Source organism: Ruegeria sp. BF12 (genome assembly GCF_056538705.1).
The window spans coordinates 36,561-53,293 of the sequence record NZ_JBQFTP010000011.1 but is presented as its reverse complement, the minus strand read 5'-3'; the positions used below and the strand labels follow the sequence as shown (position 1 = coordinate 53,293).

Sequence of the window (16,733 nt, the reverse complement as noted above, 5' to 3'; positions counted from 1 at the left end):
GAAACGCGAGAAATGAAAAAGCTGATGACAGCGATCGCCCTGCTGGCCGCCGCGCCGGCCTGGGCGGATGACAAGATGACGGTACTGCTGGACTGGTTCGTGAACCCGGACCATGGGCCTATCATTGTGGCGCAGGAAAATGGCTATTTTGCAGATGAGGGACTGGAAATCGAAATCGTCCCGCCAGCCGATCCCTCGGCCCCGCCGCGTCTGGTGGCCGCCGGTCAGGCCGATCTGGCCGTGTCCTACCAGCCGCAACTGCATCTGCAAATCCACGAGGGCCTACCGCTGAAACGCGTTGGCACGCTGGTTGCGACGCCGCTGAACTGCCTGCTGGTGCTTGAAGATGGCCCGATCAAAACGCTGGCCGACCTGAAGGGTAAAAAAGTTGGTTTCTCGGTCGCGGGTGTGGAAGAGGCCGTTCTGACCGCCATGCTGAACGTCCACGGCGTCGCGCTGGACGATATCGAGATGATAAACGTCAACTTCTCGCTTTCGCCGTCTCTGATGACCGGGCAGGTGGATGCGGTGATCGGCGCCTTCCGGAACTTTGAATTGAACCAGATGGACATCGAAGGCGTTGCGGGCCGCTGCTTCTATATCGAGGAAGAAGGTGTGCCGCCCTATGACGAACTGATCTATGTCGCCAACCCTGACACGATGGATGCCGAAAAGGTTGCCCGTTTCCTGGCTGCGACCGAGAAGGCGACCCAGTTCATCGTCAACAACCCGGAAAAAAGCTGGGAAATCTTCGCCGCCACCTCGCCCGAGCTGCAGGACGAACTGAACGCACGCGCCTGGGTCGACACGCTGCCCCGCTTTGCGCTGCGTCCGGCAGGGTTTGACGCGGGCCGCTACGCCCGGTTCGAAACCTTCCTGAAAGACAGCGGCATGATCGACAGCATCAACCCGGTCAGTGACATCTCAGTCGACGTGACCGTGCAATGAGCGACTATGGCAAAGCGTTCGCGCTGATGCGCGATGCCGCGCAGGAAACGTGGCGGGATTACACCCGCCACGCCTTTGTCGAAGGGATGAAGGACGGCACCCTGCCGCGAGAGGCATTTCTGCACTACCTGCGGCAGGACTACGTGTTCCTCATCCACTTCTCTCGCGCCTGGGCGTTGGCGGTTGTGAAATCCGAGACGCATTCCGAGATGCTAACCGCGGTCGCTACGGTCAATGCGCTGGTGGCCGAAGAAATGCAGCTGCATATCGGGATCTGCGAGGCCGAAGGGATTTCCAGCGAAGAACTGTTTGCAACACCCGAACGCGCGGAAAATCTGGCCTATACGCGCTTTGTGCTTGAGGCCGGGTACAGCGGCGATCTGCTGGATTTGCTGGCCGCTCTGGCGCCTTGCGTGATGGGCTATGGCGAAATCGGCGCGCGTTTGGCGGCGGAAGCCACGTCCGAGACTTATCGCGACTGGATCAACACCTATGCCGGCCCGGATTATCAGGACGCCTGCAAGACGGTTGGAGAGCTGCTGGATCAGGCTCTAATAAGGCGTATTGGTCCGAACTATGCGCTTTCACCCCGCTGGCAGCGCCTGTGTCAAACCTTCCGCACCGCGACCGAGCTTGAGGTCAATTTTTGGCAAATGGGTTTGACCCCGTGACACCAGCGCCCGATCTGACCGTCAGCGGATCCGCCTCCATCGACGGCGCGCCTCTGTTCGCGCCTTTGACCTTGACCCTTGCGGCGGGGCAATGGACCTGCCTGCTGGGCGGATCGGGCGTTGGAAAAACCACCATTCTGCGCCTGATCGCTGGCTTGGATACGGGTGCGGAATTCACCGGAGAGATCAGGGCCAATGACCGTCATCCCGTACCCGAGCGTGTCGCTTACATGGCGCAGGATGACCTGCTTTTACCTTGGGCCACCGTTGCACAGAACGTGTCGCTGGGCGCGCGGCTACGCGGCGAAAAGCCTGACTTGAAACGCCGGGATCGTCTGATCGAACGGATGCGGCTTGAGGATCACCTGATCAAGAAACCCACTGAGCTGTCCGGCGGTCAGCGGCAGCGCGTGGCACTGGCACGCACGCTGATGGAAGATCGCCCCATCGTGCTGCTGGACGAACCCTTCTCGGCCCTCGATGCGCGCACGCGTGCCGACATGCAGGATCTGGCTGCCGAAGCCCTGCAGGGTCGTACCGTATTACTGGTCACCCATGATCCCGGCGAAGCTGCCCGTTTGGGCCAATCGATCGTCGTCATGACGCGGCATGGCCTGACGCCCTGTAGCCCGCCCCACGCAATCGCGCCGCGCAAGGTTGATGACTTGGAAACACTGGAAACCCAAGGCGCACTGCTGCGTTTGTTGCGTGAGGAGGCAGCATGAAAGTGCTGTCAGCCCTTGCGGCGACGATGTTTGCGCTGGCCATTTGGCAGGGGATCGTCAGTCTGACCGGTCTTCCCAAGTTCATTCTTCCGAGTCCGGCTTTGGTGGCCGAGACGTGGTGGCAGAACCGTTGGATTATTGCAGAACACACGTGGGTCACTGCCGTCGAAGTTGTGCTAGGCCTCGCCTGCGGTACGGTTCTTGGGGTTTTGACCGCGTTGCAACTGGCCAACTCCCGGGCCGCGCGGGTGTTGGTGCAGCCGATGCTGGTGTTTACCCAAGCGCTGCCCGTCTTTGCATTGGCGCCTTTGCTGACATTGTGGCTGGGATACGGTCTTTGGTCCAAGGTCGCGATGGCAGTGCTGATCATCTATTTTCCGATCACCTCGTCGTTCTTTGATGGTTTGATGCGGACACCAGCGGGGTACCTGGATCTGGCGCGGACGATGCAGGCCAGTCCGCGCTCGGTGTTGTGGCACATTCGTATTCCCGCCGCTTTACCCTCGCTGGCCTCTGGCATGCGGCTGGCCGCGGTCTATGCTCCGATTGGGGCCGTAATCGGCGAGTGGGTCGGGTCGTCGCAAGGGCTTGGGTACCTGATGCTACTGGCCAACGGCCGTGCCAAAACGGACCTGATGTTCGCGGCGATGCTGACGCTGGGGGTTTTCTCGATCCTGTTGCACCTGATTGTCCGACGCGCCACGGCGCATATGGCCGGCGAAATGCGTTAACCATTCAGAAACCGATTCTGCGGCACGGTGGGACTATGACTCAGGACGCCTTTGCCGAAGCCCCGATGCTGTTTGAAACGGACGAAGCCCCGGCGCAACCGCTGCCCACGGGCCGGTTGCCGTCCTACATCAAGGATCACCGCAAACGCCTGCGCGAACGGTTCATGTCCGGTGGATCGGCGGCAATGCCGGATTATGAACTGCTGGAACTCGTCCTGTTTCGGTCGATTCCCCGGCAGGACGTTAAGCCTCTGGCCCGTGCGTTGATGGACACGTTCGGAGACTTCAATCGCGTTCTGACCGCGCCCGAAGAACGGTTGCGGCAGATTAAGGGCGTTGGGGACTCGGTGATTACCGACTTGAAGATCCTTGAGGCCTGCGCTCACCGTATGGCCCGCGCGCGGGTGATGCAGCGCCATGTGATCTCGGGCTGGGATGCGCTGCTGGACTATTGCCATACCACAATGGCTCATCGTGAAACCGAGCAGTTCCGTGTGTTCTATCTGGATCGCAAAAACGTACTGATCGCGGACGAAGAGCAGGCCAAGGGCACCGTGGATCACGTGCCGGTCTACCCGCGCGAGGTTGCGAAACGGGCGTTGGAGCTTAACGCGTCGGCCCTGATCTTGGTGCACAACCACCCTTCGGGCGATCCGACTCCGTCACAGTCGGATATCGACATGACCAACCGTATTCAGGACGCCTGTGTGGCGCTGGGCCTGACCCTGCATGACCACCTGATCATCGGCAAATCGAATGAGCTGAGCTTTCGGTCCGAAGGCTATTTGTGAAGGTTATTGAACCCACACCTCGACTCGCCGATTGACCTTGCGGCCCCAGTCTGTGTCATCGCAGGCCATGGGCATCGCCTCGCCGAAGGCGTCCACGGCGATTTCGACGCTTTCCGGAATGGCGGTTTCCACGGCGGACAAAACCGCGTTGCGAACGGTCTTTGCCCTCAGCAACGCGATCCGGGCATTTGCCGAGGCCGCGCCGTCTCCGTCGCTAAAGCCGACAAACGTAAGCTTGCGGGCGTCTATGGCTCCGGTTTCCAGCGCATGGGCCAATTGCCGGATGTTCGAGCGCGACTGAGCATCCGGGCGGGAGGAACCGGCCTCGAACCTAAAGGACAGGGACAGGCGCGATTGAGGACGTAGTGTGTCGATCATACGCTGCAGTTCTTCCAGCCCAACTTCGGCACCGCCCGAAACCACGGCATTGGCCAGGCGGTCGCCTTGCAGCCCAATCCGCATCGTTTCCGGAGATTGATCCACAAAGCCGGCCTTGCGGATCACCATTTGAGCCTCGGCGCTTTGGGTATAGGCCAGAAATTGCCGCGCGATGCGCGGCAGGCGAATGGCAGGCAAATACAGGAACATCGGTGAGGTCAGCGGGTAGTCCTCGGTCTTGATGGATTGCCTTGTCGCGACAAGGGCGTGACCGCATCCACCGGTCAAGGGCAGGGCGCGTGTGCCTTCTATTTCGGCTTGGCTGGCGATACCGATGGCAAAGGGATCGTCCGCAACGGTGCTCACGAGATCGCTGCTGCGGGGGTGACGGACCACCTCAGCCAAAAGCGTGGCCCTGGCTGGCACTAGCAGCTTATCCTCAACCCCTTGTGCCAGGCCGGAGCCGGTTTCGGGCAGGTGCAGAGAGACAGGCGCATCAGGCCCACCCAGTTCGGACCAGTTCGTGATGTCGCCGGAAAATACCCGCACAAGATCTGCGGGCGATATCTGCCGCACCGGGTTGTCACGCGCCACGATAGGCACCAACGCATCCAGAGCAATGACCCGCGAAGACAGATTGCCCAACCCGGCAGTTAGCGCATCTTTTTGCTCGGATGGGCGAATTTCACGCAGCGCCATCACCACATCGGTCTCGCTGGCAATCAGTTCCGCAAAACCGCCGCCCGTATTGCCCGGGTTGAAAAAGAACCGACCCAAAGGGGCATCGCGTCCGGTCTGGTGCAGCTCATAGGTAAATTCGCCCGTGTCCAAACGGTGCGGTGTGGCTGACAACCCTTCCTGCCGGGCGAATCCGACAATCAGCGCCGGTAGCACCTTTTCGGCCATGACCGAAGAACCGGAAAAGCGAATTTCGGCGACATAGTCGGTCAGACTGGGGCAGGCTGGCCCTTCGCAGGTTACGCCTGACCCATCTATGGTCAGCTCGCCGAACTGGGTGTCAACGCGGTAGAATTCGCCGTCAAAGCCCAACAGGTTGCCTGTGACTTCGACCTTCCCGTCCTGGGATGTCAGGGTAATGTCCTGTGCGGTCACGTTTGACGCCAGCGTCACCGATATCAGTGTGGCCGCTGCCACACGAAAGAATGTCATAAGAAAGCCAAGCCTGCCTGCGGTTTAGTTTGCAGCGATTGTCAGGTCTTGGAGCAGATTATTCAACACCAGAAACTCACCCGACTGCGCGCAATCAGGCAGGGTCAGCGTCAAATCGCGCGACCGCAGGCGGTGGTCGCTGCGCAGTTCCAGGGTTTGGACGCTCAGATCACGGCCGCAATTCACGTCCGTCACTTCGGCCTCAACCGTCAATTCGATTGATCCGCTCTGACTGATCTCAGCTGCCGGGAAAGAGTAGACTTCGATGTTCTGCGCGTCATCAAAGCCCGAATGACCCAGATGCATGACATTGCCCGCACCTTGCGTCGCAGGGTCCGAAGATACGTGGCCTGTTCCGCCATAGCTGGCCCCAAATTCCAGCGCATGGATTTGCAGGTCTGTTTCGCCCTGCCATTGCAATGCAATGCGGGTATAATCGACCAGATCGGGAATGTGAGTGGTGGCTACGGTCCCAGTCTGATCGTCAACCGAGATCAGAAAAATTGCATATTCCGACAGGGCCGGGATCGTCAGGTCCAGCCTGCCGTTTTCGTCCGTCTTTTGAGTAACCGTCAAACCGCTGTGATGAATTTCGATCCGCTCATTCGTGTGGCAGGGGGCTTTGACGGTCAATCTAGCGGCCGCGCCCGGAATGGCCTTGGCGCGGGCGCTGAGGGCACACTTTGCCTGATCAGAGGGGGCTGAACGACTGGGTTGCAGGGTGCGTTGTAAAGGTTGGCTGCTATTGGATTTGTCCAAAGCTGGAGTCGAGGAGGTCAAGACGATGTCCTCCAGCCCGGCGATAACCGTAGACTGGCTAGAATTCACTTCCAATTGCGCCTGCGCGTCATCAGGTTGCGCCGGCGTTCCATTTTGCATCAGGTAACCAATGGCCAAGGCACAAGCGACGGTGCCGCCGGTGGTCACGTAATTCTTTATTACGAACAAAACACCCTCCCCAGTTGAAGGAGCGAGTCGCACCCTGCAGTTGAATCACGGCCAATATGTGGCCGTGAAGCGGACTCAATGTGTCGGGGTCAGGGTGACGTCAGGTCAGTCTGCCGTGGCAATGTTTGAATTTCTTGCCGGACCCGCAGGGGCAGGGATCGTTGCGCGACGGGTTCCCCCAGGATGAAGGATCGTCTTCGACAAAACCGGGGCGCGCGTCGCCCGAAGCCTGCGCTTCGGCCACTGCTTCGGCGCGATCAGTGGCCTGATCCACCGCTTTTTGTGCCTGTGCCTGCTGCGCCTGCATCTGGGCCAGCATCTCGCGCTGTTCCTCTTCGGTCAGCGGGCGGACGCGCGACAATTGTTGGGTTACGGTCTCACGCAAACTGTCGAGCATGCTTTCGAACAGCTGGAAGCTTTCGTTCTTGTATTCGTTCAGCGGATCGCGTTGGGCATAGCCACGGAACCCAACCACCGAGCGCAGATGTTCCAGCGTCAGCAGGTGCTCTCGCCATTTGCCGTCGATGGTCTGCAGCAGAACCTGCTTTTCGATATTGCGCATGTTCTCGGGGCCAAATGCCACCGCTTTCTGTGCCATCATCTCGTCGGCGGCCTTGATCAGGCGTTCGCGCACCTGCTCGTCATCCACGCCTTCCTCGGCAGCCCAGTCCTGAACCGGCGCGTCGATGGTCAGTTTCTCTTTGATGGCTTCATGCAGGCCGTCTGTGTCCCACTGATCGGCGTAGGTTTTCGGCGGCATGTATTCGTCGATCAGGTCGTCGATCACCTGTTCGCGCATATCCGAGACGATCTCGGACAGGTCATCGGTCGACATGATTTCGCGGCGCTGACTGAACACAACCTTACGCTGGTCGTTCATCACGTCGTCGAATTTCAGAACGTTCTTGCGCATGTCAAAGTTGCGGCCTTCGACCTTGGACTGCGCTCGTTCCAGCGACTTGTTCACCCAGGGGTGCACAATCGCCTCACCTTCCTGCATGCCCAGTGTGGTCAGAACCTTGTCCAACCGCTCCGAGCCGAAAATACGCATCAGGTCGTCTTCGAGGCTCAGGTAGAACACGGTGCGGCCCGGGTCACCCTGACGGCCCGAACGACCGCGCAGCTGGTTGTCGATACGACGGCTTTCGTGGCGTTCGGACGCCATTACATAGAGGCCACCGGCGGCCAGAACCTTTTCCTTTTCCTCGGCATGGCGCGCTTCTTCGGCGGCGCGCAATTCGGCCGGGTCGGCCTCGGGGTTTTCGGCCAGTGCTTGCAGCACCTTCATCTCGACATTGCCACCCAGCTGAATGTCGGTGCCGCGACCCGCCATGTTGGTGGCGATTGTAACCGCGCCCAGACGACCCGCGTCGGCGACGATCTGCGCCTCTTGCTCGTGCTGACGCGCGTTCAGAACATTGTGCTGGATGCCTTCTTTTTGCAGCATCTGGCTGAGCAGCTCGGATTTTTCGATGGATGTGGTTCCCAGCAGAACCGGCTGACCCTTTTCCTGAGCTTCCTTGGTCTGCTCGATCATGGCGCCGTATTTCTCAGCGGCGGTACGATAGACCTGATCGTCTTCGTCCAGACGGGCAATCGGCTTGTTGGTCGGAACCTCGACCACACCCAGACCATAGATTTCGGCAAATTCCTCGGCCTCGGTCAGGGCAGTGCCGGTCATTCCACCCAGCTTGTCATACAGGCGGAAGTAGTTCTGGAATGTGACGCTGGCCAGCGTCACGTTCTCGGGTTGGATTTGAACACCTTCCTTGGCCTCGATCGCCTGATGCAGACCTTCGGACAAACGGCGCCCCGGCATCATCCGGCCAGTAAATTCGTCGATCAGAACCACATTGCCGTCGCGCACGATGTAATCCTTGTCGCGCGTGAACAGCTTGTGCGCGCGCAGGCCTTGGTTGACGTGGTGCACAACCGTGGTGCTTTCGGGGTCATACAGCGAATGGCCCTCGGGGATCAGACCAGCGGCGATCAATTGCTGCTCCAGAAACTCGTTGCCCTCATCGGTGAAGGTCACGTTCCGGGACTTTTCGTCCAGCGTGAAGTGGTCATCGCTCAGCAACGGGATCAAACTGTCTATAGCGGTATAAAGGTCTGAGCGGTCCTGCGAGGGGCCCGAGATGATCAGCGGCGTCCGGGCTTCGTCGATCAGGATCGAGTCGACCTCATCCACAATCGCGAAATTGTGGTATTTCTGGTAAATCTGATCCAGATCGGCCTTCATGTTGTCGCGCAGATAGTCGAAGCCCAGCTCGTTATTGGTGGCGTAAGTCACATCACAGGCGTAGGCGGCCTTTTTCTCGTCATCGGGCTGGCCCGACCAGATCACGCCGGTGGTCATGCCAACGGCGGCAAACACCTTACCCATCCACTCCGAGTCGCGCTTGGCCAGGTATTCGTTCACCGTGACCACGTGCACACCTTTGCCGGTCAGCGCATTCAGGTAGGCGGGGAAGGTGGCTACCAGAGTCTTGCCTTCACCCGTCTTCATTTCCGAGATGTTGCCCTGATGCAGAAACGCGCCGCCCATCAGCTGCACGTCAAAGGCACGCAGACCCAGCGCGCGTTTGGCACCCTCGCGGACGTTGGCAAAGGCTTCGGGCAGCAGGTCGTCCAGCGCCTCACCATCAAGTGCGCGTTTGCGCAGTTCGGCAGTCTTTTCGATCAAGCCCTCATCGGACAACTTTTCGAACTCAGGTTCCAGCGCGTTGATCTTTTCGATCAGGGGGCGGGTCGCCTTGATCTTGCGGTCGTTCGGTGTTCCGAACACCTTTTTGGCGAGCGTTCCGAGTCCCAGCATGTTCACTCCAGCGGATCTGTTCTTATCTTGGTTGCGACAGGCTTGCCCACCTTGCGCGCAACCCATAGATACGGGGGGTGAAAGGCGGCCCTGTCCAAGGCTTCAAAGCGATGTAAGCGGCAGGTTCTGAAGTGTCAACGCCGCGCCCTGTCGCGGCAAAGAAATAGGATGATTCCATGCCCAAAGGCCTCACTTTTCTGCCATCGCTGGCGCTTGCAGCCGTGATGGCGATGCCGCTTGCCGCCGAAACCAAGCCTGATCCGGATACCGTCGTCGCTATCGTGAATGGCGATGAGATCACATTGGGTCACGTTATCGCGTCCGTTGCGGCGCTGCCGCCGAATTACTCCGAGATCGAAGATGACGTTCTGTACGGCTTCATCATCGAGCAGTTGATCCAGCAGCAATTGCTTGCTCAGGAACAGGACGCGCTGACCCTGCTGAACCAGCTGGGGCTGGAAAACGAAGCCCGGTCCATGCAAGCGGTGCAGACAGTCAATGAGCTGGTCGGCGACGCTGCGACGGATGAGGCGATCCAGGCCGCTTATGACGCTCAGTTCGGTGATTTTCAGGGCGAAGATGAGTTTGATGCCAGCCACATTCTGGTAGAGACAGAAGAAGAGGCAAAGGCAATCAAGGCGCTGCTGGATGACGGTGCGGATTTTGCTGAGACGGCCAAGGAAAAATCCACCGGCCCGTCAGGCCCCAATGGCGGGTCTTTGGGATGGTTCGGCAAGGGTCGGATGGTGCCTGAATTCGAAACCGCCGTTCTTGAGCTGGAAAAGGGTCAGGTTTCCGAACCGGTTCAAACACAGTTTGGCTGGCACGTGATTATCCTGAACGATACCCGCAAGTCCGAGGCACCGGCGCTAGCGGCTGTACGCGACCAGCTGGCCCAGTCGATCCAGCAGGAGACCATTCAGGCCAAGATCGACGAGTTGACCCAGAAGGCGCAGATCGAACGTCCCGAACTGGAAGGCGCTGGCCCCGAGGTCATCCGCCAGATCGACCTGATTCAGGAGTAAGTCGCGTGGCCAAGATCACCAAGGTTTCTCCGCTGGCCCCGGCGGCATTTCCCGACTTGCCCGCCATTGACGGTGTACGTTTCGCGACGGCCGAGGCTGGCGTGCGTTATCGGGGGCGTACCGACGTTATGCTGGCGGTACTGGACCCGGGCACTTCGGTCGCCGGGGTGTTTACCCGGTCGGCTACCCGTGCGGCCCCGGTACTGGACTGTCAGGAAAAAATCGGCGCGGCCAGTGACGGACCTGCTGCCATACTTGTGAATTCGGGCAACGCCAACGCGTTCACCGGCCACTATGGTCAAACCTCGGTGGCCGAGGTGACACAGGCGGTGTCAAACACAACCGGTGTACCGGCCGAGCGGGTCTTTACCTCATCCACCGGCGTGATCGGGGAACCGCTGCCGCATGACCGCATCGTGGCGCAGCTTGAAGCGCTCAAGGCCAGCCTCAGCCGTCATGCGGTTGAGGACGCGGCGCGAGCCATCATGACTACGGACACCTTCCCGAAAGGCGCAAGCGCGCAGGTCGAGATTGATGGCAAAACAGTCTCTATTGCAGGGATCGCCAAAGGATCTGGCATGATCGCGCCCGATATGGCGACGATGCTGGTTTACATTTTCACCGATGCCAAGGTCGAACAATCCGCGCTGCAGGCAATGCTGGGCGCACAAACCGACCGGACGTTCAACTGCATCACGGTGGATAGCGATACCTCGACCTCGGACAGCCTGTTGTTGTGCGCCACCGGCGCATCCGGCGTGGATGCTACCGGCAATGACGCTTTTGCGGCAGCTTTGGAAAGCGTAATGCTGGATCTGGCGCAACAGGTGGTGCGCGACGGTGAGGGCGCCACGAAATTCGTGGAAATCCGTGTGACCGGCGCCGCTTCGGACGCGGATGCCAAGGTGCACGGGCTGGCCATCGCCAACTCACCGCTGGTGAAAACGGCCATCGCGGGCGAGGACCCAAACTGGGGTCGTGTCGTCATGGCCATCGGCAAGTCCGGCGCTACGGCGGATCGCGACCTGCTGAGCATCTCGTTCGGCGACATTCTGGTCGCCGAAAAAGGCTGGGTCAGCCCCGAATATCGCGAAGAGGACGCGGCCGAGTACATGAAAGGTCAGGATCTGGTGATCGCCGTCGATCTGGGGCTGGGCGAGGGCAAATCCACCGTTTGGACCTGCGATCTGACCCATGGTTATATCGAGATCAACGCGGATTACCGGTCGTGAAAACAGTTCTTGTTTCTGCGGTCGCCTTGATCGACATCGAAGGCCGGGTGCTGCTGGCGCAGCGCCCGGAAGGCAAATCCATGGCTGGCCTGTGGGAATTCCCTGGCGGTAAAATCGAACCTGGTGAAACCCCCGAGGCCGCCCTGATCCGCGAATTGCACGAGGAGCTGGGCATCGACACCTGGGCCTCTTGCCTCGCCCCGCTGACCTTCGCCAGCCACAGCTATGACGACTTCCACCTGTTGATGCCGCTGTTCGCCTGCCGCAAGTGGGAGGGCATTCCGCAGTCCAAAGAAGGGCAGGCGCTGAAATGGGCCCGTGCCAATGAGCTGCGAAACTACCCGATGCCTGCGGCGGATGTGCCACTGATCCCGATTTTGCGGGATTGGTTGTGATTGAGTGTGCTCGAAGACATTCGAACTGGTCCATCGGATGTAAGATGCGCTGACGCAGCGCTCACTCGATCACTCAAGACCAATGGAACTTTGAGACTAATACCGCTTCTGTGCCTCAAAGAATGCAGCAATGTCTTGCAAGTCTTGGTCGCTCAGCTCTTTTAGCTTCCCAGTCATTGCAGCGTTCTTGCTACTATCTTCGCGTGCACCCAACGCGTAGTTTCGCATCTCTTGAAGCAGGTAAACAGCTGGTTGACCGGCCAACATGGGAACCGGTTGAAACGACGTTGATCGGGCATTTCCATCGACACCATGGCAGTGGGCACAATCTGTTCGCGCAAGATTCCGACCGTTTTCCGGATCACCTTCCGCAAGCATAGGACTTGCCATGCATGAGACGGCCATCACCATTATCGCCAGGACACGTTTAGGCATGTTATGCCTCCGCGCAATCGTTTGCTCATCAGATTGTAACATAATCAATTACAACACGACAATCGCGGCGACTTGGCCTCCGACCTGCATCCACAAAAGGCTCAAACGAGCCACCCGCTCGCTTCGCATCAAAATTCGTTCCTCCAATCAGTGACTCCACCCCATGTTACAATTCGTAAGAATTGAGAAAACATCAGGAAAAAGTTGACGTTGATCTTTCCTGTGTCCCTTATCGGGGCATTGGCATCCGGGGTTGATCCTCGGGTTCGCCGTTTCCGGCCCGGAGAAGGGGTCGGATGGGGAGGAGAAAGAGATTGGCTCAGACGCAGTCGAGCGCTGAAGGGATGCACTCCCTTCCGGCGCTTCTACATCGCAATGCGGCCCGGTTCGGGGATGCTCCGGCTTATCGGGAAAAGGAATTCGGGATCTGGCAATGCTGGACCTGGGCTGAAGCAGCCAAGGAAATCCGTGCCATCGCGCTGGGCTTTCTCGAGCTTGGCGTCGAAAAAGGTGACCACATCGCCGTCATAGGCCGCAACCGCCCGGCGCATTACTGGTCGATGGTCGCTGCCCAGATGGTGGGGGCAATCCCCGTCCCGCTATATCAGGACGCTGTGGCCGAAGAGATGGCCTATGTGCTGGAGCATTGCGGTGCCAAGTACGTGGTCTGTGGCGATCAGGAGCAGGTCGACAAGGTCATCGAGATTCAGGAAAACCTGCATCAGGTCAAACATATTCTCTATACCGACAAGCGGGGGATGCGGAAGTACGACCACAGCCAGATGAACGCGTTGGAAGATCTGATGGCCGAAGGCAACGCCGGGCATCAACGGTTCGACGCGGAACTGGACAATCGCATCGCCGGGATCGGATATGACGACACCTGCGTGATGCTGTACACCTCAGGCACCACTGGTAAACCCAAGGGCGTGGTGCTGTCGAACCGGAACGTGATCGAAAGCGCCAAGAATTCGGCCGATTTCGATCATCTGACCCGGAACGAAGACATTCTGTCCTATCTGCCGATGGCATGGGTCGGGGATTTCATCTTCTCAATTGGGCAGGCCTATTGGTGCGGGTTCTGCGTAAACTGCCCCGAAAGCGCCGATACGATGATGACCGACCTGCGCGAAATCGGACCGACCTATTTCTTCGCGCCGCCGCGCGTGTTCGAGACTCAGCTGACCAATGTGATGATCCGGATGGAGGATGCGGGCAAGCTTAAGCAGCGCATGTTCCACCACTTCATGGCGCACGCCAAAAAGGTTGGCGGCTTGCTGCTGGACGGTAAGCCGGTCGGTTTTGGCGACCGTATCAAATATGCGCTGGGCAATATGCTGGTTTACGGACCGCTCAAGGATACGCTGGGCTATGGCCGCTTTCGCGTGGGCTATACCGCGGGTGAGGCGATCGGGCCGGAGATCTTTGACTTCTATCGCTCGCTGGGCATCAACCTGAAGCAGCTTTACGGCCAGACCGAGGCCACAGTTTTCATCACCGTGCAGCCGGATGGCGAAGTGCGCGCAGATACCGTTGGGGTTCCTGCACCGGATGTCGAACTGAAAATCGATGATAAGGGCGAGATCCACTACCGCTCGCCCGGTGTCTTCGTGGAATATTACAACAATCCGGACTCAACGGCCTCGACCAAAGATGCCGAAGGGTGGGTTGCAACCGGCGATGCCGGGTTCATCGAGGAAAGCTCGGGCCATCTGCGGATCATCGACCGGGCCAAGGACGTCGGCAAAATGGCCGATGGGTCGATGTTTGCGCCGAAATATGTCGAGAACAAGCTGAAGTTCTACCCCGATATCCTTGAGGTCGTGCTGTTTGGTAACGGCAAGGACCGTTGTGTGGCCTTTATCAATATTGACCTGACTGCGGTTGGGAATTGGGCTGAACGCAACAACGTGGCCTATGCGTCTTATCAGGAACTGGCGGGCCATCCCCGTGTGTTAGAGACGATTCAAAACCACGTTGAAGAGGTGAATAAATCCGTTGCCGCTGATGAAATGCTGTCAGGCTGCCAGGTGCATCGCTTTGTCGTGCTGCACAAGGAACTGGACGCGGATGACGGCGAAATGACCCGCACGCGGAAGGTACGGCGCGGGTTTGTCGAGGATAAATTCAGCGACATCATCGATGCGCTTTATGACGGGTCCAATCAGGTGTCGACGACAACCGAGGTCACGTATGAGGACGGCCGCAAAGGGTCGATCAGCGCAACGCTTGAGATCGTGGACGCGGCCGTCGTGCCGGTTGCTCAGCACAAGGTGGCGGCAGAATGAGGGCCGGTCGTGCGCCGCTCGACCTGCGGTCATCGCCCCGCCCGCCGTCCCGTTTTTCCGCAAGTCAGGGAGTGACTGATGCTGGATAACTCCGAAGGATATGTCACCGAAGACGGCCGCAAGATCGGCGGTGTGGTGATGGAGATGAAGAACATTACCCTGCGCTTTGGCGGCGTAGTGGCGATCAAGGATATCTCGTTCGATATCCGCGAAGGTGAAATCCGCGCCATTATCGGGCCAAACGGGGCGGGCAAGTCCTCGATGCTGAACGTGATCTCCGGGTTCTACGTGCCTCAGGAGGGTGAGGTCTGGTTCCACGGGGCGAAACGCCCTCCGATGCGCCCTTATGAAGTGGCGCGGCAGGGGATTGCCCGGACGTTCCAGAACATCGCCTTGTTCGAAGGTATGAGCGTTCTGGACAACGTCATGACCGGACGTCTGAATTACATGAAGACGAACATTCTGCAGCAGGCCCTGTGGAAGGGCAAAGCCGAGGCAGAAGAGGTCGAGAACCGTGAAACCGTTGAAAAGATCATCGACTTCCTTGAAATCCAGCACATCCGCAAAACGCCGGTTTCCCGCCTGCCTTATGGTTTGAAAAAGCGCGTCGAACTGGCGCGCGCGCTGGCGGCGGAACCAAAGCTGTTGCTGCTGGATGAACCGATGGCGGGCATGAACGTCGAAGAGAAAGAGGACATGAGCCGCTTTATCCTCGATGTGAATGACGAGTTTGGCACCACCATTGCCCTGATCGAGCACGACATGGGTGTTGTCATGGACCTGAGCGACCGCGTGGTCGTGATGGACTACGGCAAGAAGATCGGCGACGGCACCCCGGACGAGGTGCGCAGCAATCAGGAAGTCATCGACGCCTATCTGGGGGTGAGCCATGACTGACCAACTGACAGACATGAGAGGGGGCGCACATGCCTGATCAGCTGATTTTTGCGATGGAGGTCATCCTCAACGGCCTGATGGCGGGGGTGCTCTATGCGCTGGTGGCTCTGGGCTTTGTGCTGATCTACAAAGCCTCTGGGATTTTCAACTATGCCCAAGGGGTTATGGCCCTGTTCGCAGCGATGACACTGGTCGGGATCATGAACGGGCAGGTGCCGTTCTCGCATCTGATCAACGCAATATTCGGGACTCATATCCACAAGTTCGGATGGAACGTTCCGGCGTTTCTGGCGATTATCCTGACCATGGGTGTCATGGTGGTATTGGCCTGGGCGGTGCAGCGCTTTGTCATGCGGCATCTGGTCGGGCAGGAGCCGATTATCCTGTTCATGGCCACCATCGGATTGGCCTATTTCCTTGAAGGCGTGGCCGACCTGATGTGGGGCTCTGAGATCAAGACGTTGGATGTGGGTCTGCCGCAGGGTATCAACCTATGGATCGATGAGACCACGTTTAACATCTTTGGCTACGGGTTCTTCATCGACAATCTGGATATCGTCGCGACGATCATTGCCGCGCTTCTGGTGGCCGGGCTAGTCGCGTTCAGCCAGTACACAAAACAAGGCCGTGCGATGCGTGCGGTAGCCGATGACCATCAGGCGGCGCTGTCGGTCGGCATCTCGCTGAACTTCATCTGGATCATGGTGTGGTCGGTCGCGGGCTTTGTTGCCCTGGTTGCGGGCATCATGTGGGGCACCAAGTCGGGCGTTCAGTTCTCGCTGTCGCTGATCGCACTCAAGGCGTTGCCGGTGCTGATGCTGGGCGGTTTTACCTCGATCCCCGGAGCCATCGTCGGCGGCCTGATCATTGGTGTGGGCGAGAAACTGTTCGAGTTCGCCATCGGTCCCTTGGTGGGCGGCGCGACCGAGAACTGGTTCGCCTATGTGCTGGCGCTGATCTTCCTCGTGTTCCGGCCGCAGGGTCTGTTCGGTGAGAAGATCATCGAGAGGGTGTAGCCCGATGACCAAGCTGATCGCCATCGTCAACGTCATCTCGTGGGCCGGGTTCTGGGCTTTTGGGTACATCGCCCTCACCTCGGACGATCTGAGCAAAGGCCAGATGACGATTGCGGCGATCCTGGCCTTTGCCGGGTTGGTCATGGGCATCCTGGCCTACCTGAAACTCGTGCGCGCCTCGGAGGCGAGCGGATATGCAAAAGGGTCCAACCAACTGGACGCCGCAGCCCGCAACCGGGCGCAGGAAGAATGGGAAAAGTAAGAC

Annotated in this window: 16 protein-coding genes; 12 read left to right on the top strand and 4 right to left on the bottom strand. The window is 58.9% G+C overall.

The window, feature by feature from the left end; translation table 11 throughout:
- Positions 1-12 precede the first annotated feature (12 nt).
- From ACR0J0_RS16815 to radC, 5 genes are read left to right on the top strand one after another with little or no spacing between them, the layout of a single operon-like run.
- Positions 13-948: an ABC transporter substrate-binding protein gene (locus ACR0J0_RS16815; RefSeq protein ID WP_480665295.1), complete on the top strand. Its 936-nt coding sequence runs from the start codon at positions 13-15 to the stop codon at positions 946-948.
- Positions 945-1,619 carry a thiaminase II gene (gene tenA, locus ACR0J0_RS16810; protein ID WP_480665294.1) on the top strand — a complete coding sequence of 225 codons (675 nt, stop codon included), beginning with the start codon at positions 945-947 and terminating at the stop codon, positions 1,617-1,619. Before ACR0J0_RS16815 ends, tenA begins: the two co-directional genes overlap by 4 nt.
- Positions 1,616-2,344, top strand: a complete 729-nt coding sequence (locus ACR0J0_RS16805; protein ID WP_480665293.1) for an ABC transporter ATP-binding protein — start codon at positions 1,616-1,618, stop codon at positions 2,342-2,344. Before tenA ends, ACR0J0_RS16805 begins: the two co-directional genes overlap by 4 nt.
- Positions 2,341-3,075 carry an ABC transporter permease gene (locus ACR0J0_RS16800; protein ID WP_480665292.1) on the top strand — a complete coding sequence of 245 codons (735 nt, stop codon included), beginning with the start codon at positions 2,341-2,343 and terminating at the stop codon, positions 3,073-3,075. The genes ACR0J0_RS16805 and ACR0J0_RS16800 overlap by 4 nt, the downstream gene beginning before the upstream one ends.
- A 35-nt stretch (positions 3,076-3,110) precedes the next feature.
- Positions 3,111-3,866, top strand: coding sequence for a RadC family protein (gene radC / locus ACR0J0_RS16795; protein WP_480665291.1), 756 nt, complete (start codon positions 3,111-3,113; stop codon positions 3,864-3,866).
- A gap of 3 nt (positions 3,867-3,869) precedes the next feature.
- Here radC and ACR0J0_RS16790 read toward each other — a convergent pair whose 3' ends face one another.
- The 3 genes from ACR0J0_RS16790 to secA all read right to left on the bottom strand — a co-directional run bounded on the left by ACR0J0_RS16790 (position 3,870) and on the right by secA (position 9,180).
- Entirely contained in the window at positions 3,870-5,414 is a 1,545-nt protein-coding gene (locus tag ACR0J0_RS16790) for a phosphate ABC transporter substrate-binding/OmpA family protein (protein WP_480665290.1), read from the bottom strand.
- Between the two features lie 24 nt (positions 5,415-5,438).
- Positions 5,439-6,362, bottom strand: a complete 924-nt coding sequence (locus tag ACR0J0_RS16785) for a hypothetical protein (RefSeq protein ID WP_480665289.1) — start codon at positions 6,360-6,362, stop codon at positions 5,439-5,441.
- Between the two features lie 100 nt (positions 6,363-6,462).
- Complete coding sequence (secA, locus tag ACR0J0_RS16780) at positions 6,463-9,180, bottom strand: preprotein translocase subunit SecA (RefSeq protein WP_480665288.1); 2,718 nt, start codon at positions 9,178-9,180, stop codon at positions 6,463-6,465.
- Between the two features lie 176 nt (positions 9,181-9,356).
- Between secA and ACR0J0_RS16775 the strand changes: the two genes are divergently transcribed.
- From ACR0J0_RS16775 to mutT, 3 genes are read left to right on the top strand one after another with little or no spacing between them, the layout of a single operon-like run.
- Positions 9,357-10,205: a peptidylprolyl isomerase gene (locus ACR0J0_RS16775; protein WP_480665287.1), complete on the top strand. Its 849-nt coding sequence runs from the start codon at positions 9,357-9,359 to the stop codon at positions 10,203-10,205.
- 5 nt (positions 10,206-10,210) lie between these two features.
- Positions 10,211-11,437, top strand: a complete 1,227-nt coding sequence (gene argJ / locus ACR0J0_RS16770; protein ID WP_480665286.1) for a bifunctional glutamate N-acetyltransferase/amino-acid acetyltransferase ArgJ — start codon at positions 10,211-10,213, stop codon at positions 11,435-11,437.
- Positions 11,434-11,832: an 8-oxo-dGTP diphosphatase MutT gene (gene mutT / locus ACR0J0_RS16765; RefSeq protein ID WP_170404924.1), complete on the top strand. Its 399-nt coding sequence runs from the start codon at positions 11,434-11,436 to the stop codon at positions 11,830-11,832. Before argJ ends, mutT begins: the two co-directional genes overlap by 4 nt.
- Before the next feature lie 96 nt (positions 11,833-11,928).
- Here mutT and ACR0J0_RS16760 read toward each other — a convergent pair whose 3' ends face one another.
- Positions 11,929-12,267, bottom strand: coding sequence for a c-type cytochrome (locus ACR0J0_RS16760; RefSeq protein ID WP_480665285.1), 339 nt, complete (start codon positions 12,265-12,267; stop codon positions 11,929-11,931).
- Positions 12,268-12,611: 344 nt separating this feature from the next.
- On the opposite strand from ACR0J0_RS16760, the gene ACR0J0_RS16755 reads away from it, so the two are divergent.
- The 4 genes from ACR0J0_RS16755 to ACR0J0_RS16740 all read left to right on the top strand — a co-directional run bounded on the left by ACR0J0_RS16755 (position 12,612) and on the right by ACR0J0_RS16740 (position 16,730).
- Positions 12,612-14,555, top strand: a complete 1,944-nt coding sequence (locus ACR0J0_RS16755; RefSeq protein WP_480665378.1) for an AMP-binding protein — start codon at positions 12,612-12,614, stop codon at positions 14,553-14,555.
- 78 nt (positions 14,556-14,633) lie between these two features.
- Positions 14,634-15,452, top strand: coding sequence for an ABC transporter ATP-binding protein (locus ACR0J0_RS16750; protein WP_480665284.1), 819 nt, complete (start codon positions 14,634-14,636; stop codon positions 15,450-15,452).
- A 29-nt stretch (positions 15,453-15,481) separates the two neighbouring features.
- Positions 15,482-16,468 (top strand): branched-chain amino acid ABC transporter permease, encoded by a 987-nt coding sequence (locus ACR0J0_RS16745; RefSeq protein WP_480665283.1) that lies wholly within the window; start codon positions 15,482-15,484, stop codon positions 16,466-16,468.
- 4 nt (positions 16,469-16,472) lie between these two features.
- Positions 16,473-16,730 (top strand): hypothetical protein, encoded by a 258-nt coding sequence (locus ACR0J0_RS16740; RefSeq protein WP_480665282.1) that lies wholly within the window; start codon positions 16,473-16,475, stop codon positions 16,728-16,730.
- Positions 16,731-16,733 lie beyond the last annotated feature (3 nt).

Bases quoted from the DNA above. Each gene is read 5' to 3' on its own strand.
- radC (WP_480665291.1), top strand. From the start codon at position 3,111: ATGACTCAGGACGCCTTTGCCGAAGCCCCGATGCTGTTTGAAACGGAC.
- ACR0J0_RS16745 (WP_480665283.1), top strand. From the start codon at position 15,482: ATGCCTGATCAGCTGATTTTTGCGATGGAGGTCATCCTCAACGGCCTG.
- ACR0J0_RS16760 (WP_480665285.1), bottom strand. From the start codon at position 12,267: ATGCCTAAACGTGTCCTGGCGATAATGGTGATGGCCGTCTCATGCATG.
- secA (WP_480665288.1), bottom strand. From the start codon at position 9,180: ATGCTGGGACTCGGAACGCTCGCCAAAAAGGTGTTCGGAACACCGAAC.
- ACR0J0_RS16800 (WP_480665292.1), top strand. From the start codon at position 2,341: ATGAAAGTGCTGTCAGCCCTTGCGGCGACGATGTTTGCGCTGGCCATT.
- ACR0J0_RS16755 (WP_480665378.1), top strand. From the start codon at position 12,612: ATGCACTCCCTTCCGGCGCTTCTACATCGCAATGCGGCCCGGTTCGGG.
- tenA (WP_480665294.1), top strand. From the start codon at position 945: ATGAGCGACTATGGCAAAGCGTTCGCGCTGATGCGCGATGCCGCGCAG.
- ACR0J0_RS16750 (WP_480665284.1), top strand. From the start codon at position 14,634: ATGCTGGATAACTCCGAAGGATATGTCACCGAAGACGGCCGCAAGATC.
- ACR0J0_RS16790 (WP_480665290.1), bottom strand. From the start codon at position 5,414: ATGACATTCTTTCGTGTGGCAGCGGCCACACTGATATCGGTGACGCTG.
- ACR0J0_RS16775 (WP_480665287.1), top strand. From the start codon at position 9,357: ATGCCCAAAGGCCTCACTTTTCTGCCATCGCTGGCGCTTGCAGCCGTG.
- ACR0J0_RS16815 (WP_480665295.1), top strand. From the start codon at position 13: ATGAAAAAGCTGATGACAGCGATCGCCCTGCTGGCCGCCGCGCCGGCC.
- ACR0J0_RS16740 (WP_480665282.1), top strand. From the start codon at position 16,473: ATGACCAAGCTGATCGCCATCGTCAACGTCATCTCGTGGGCCGGGTTC.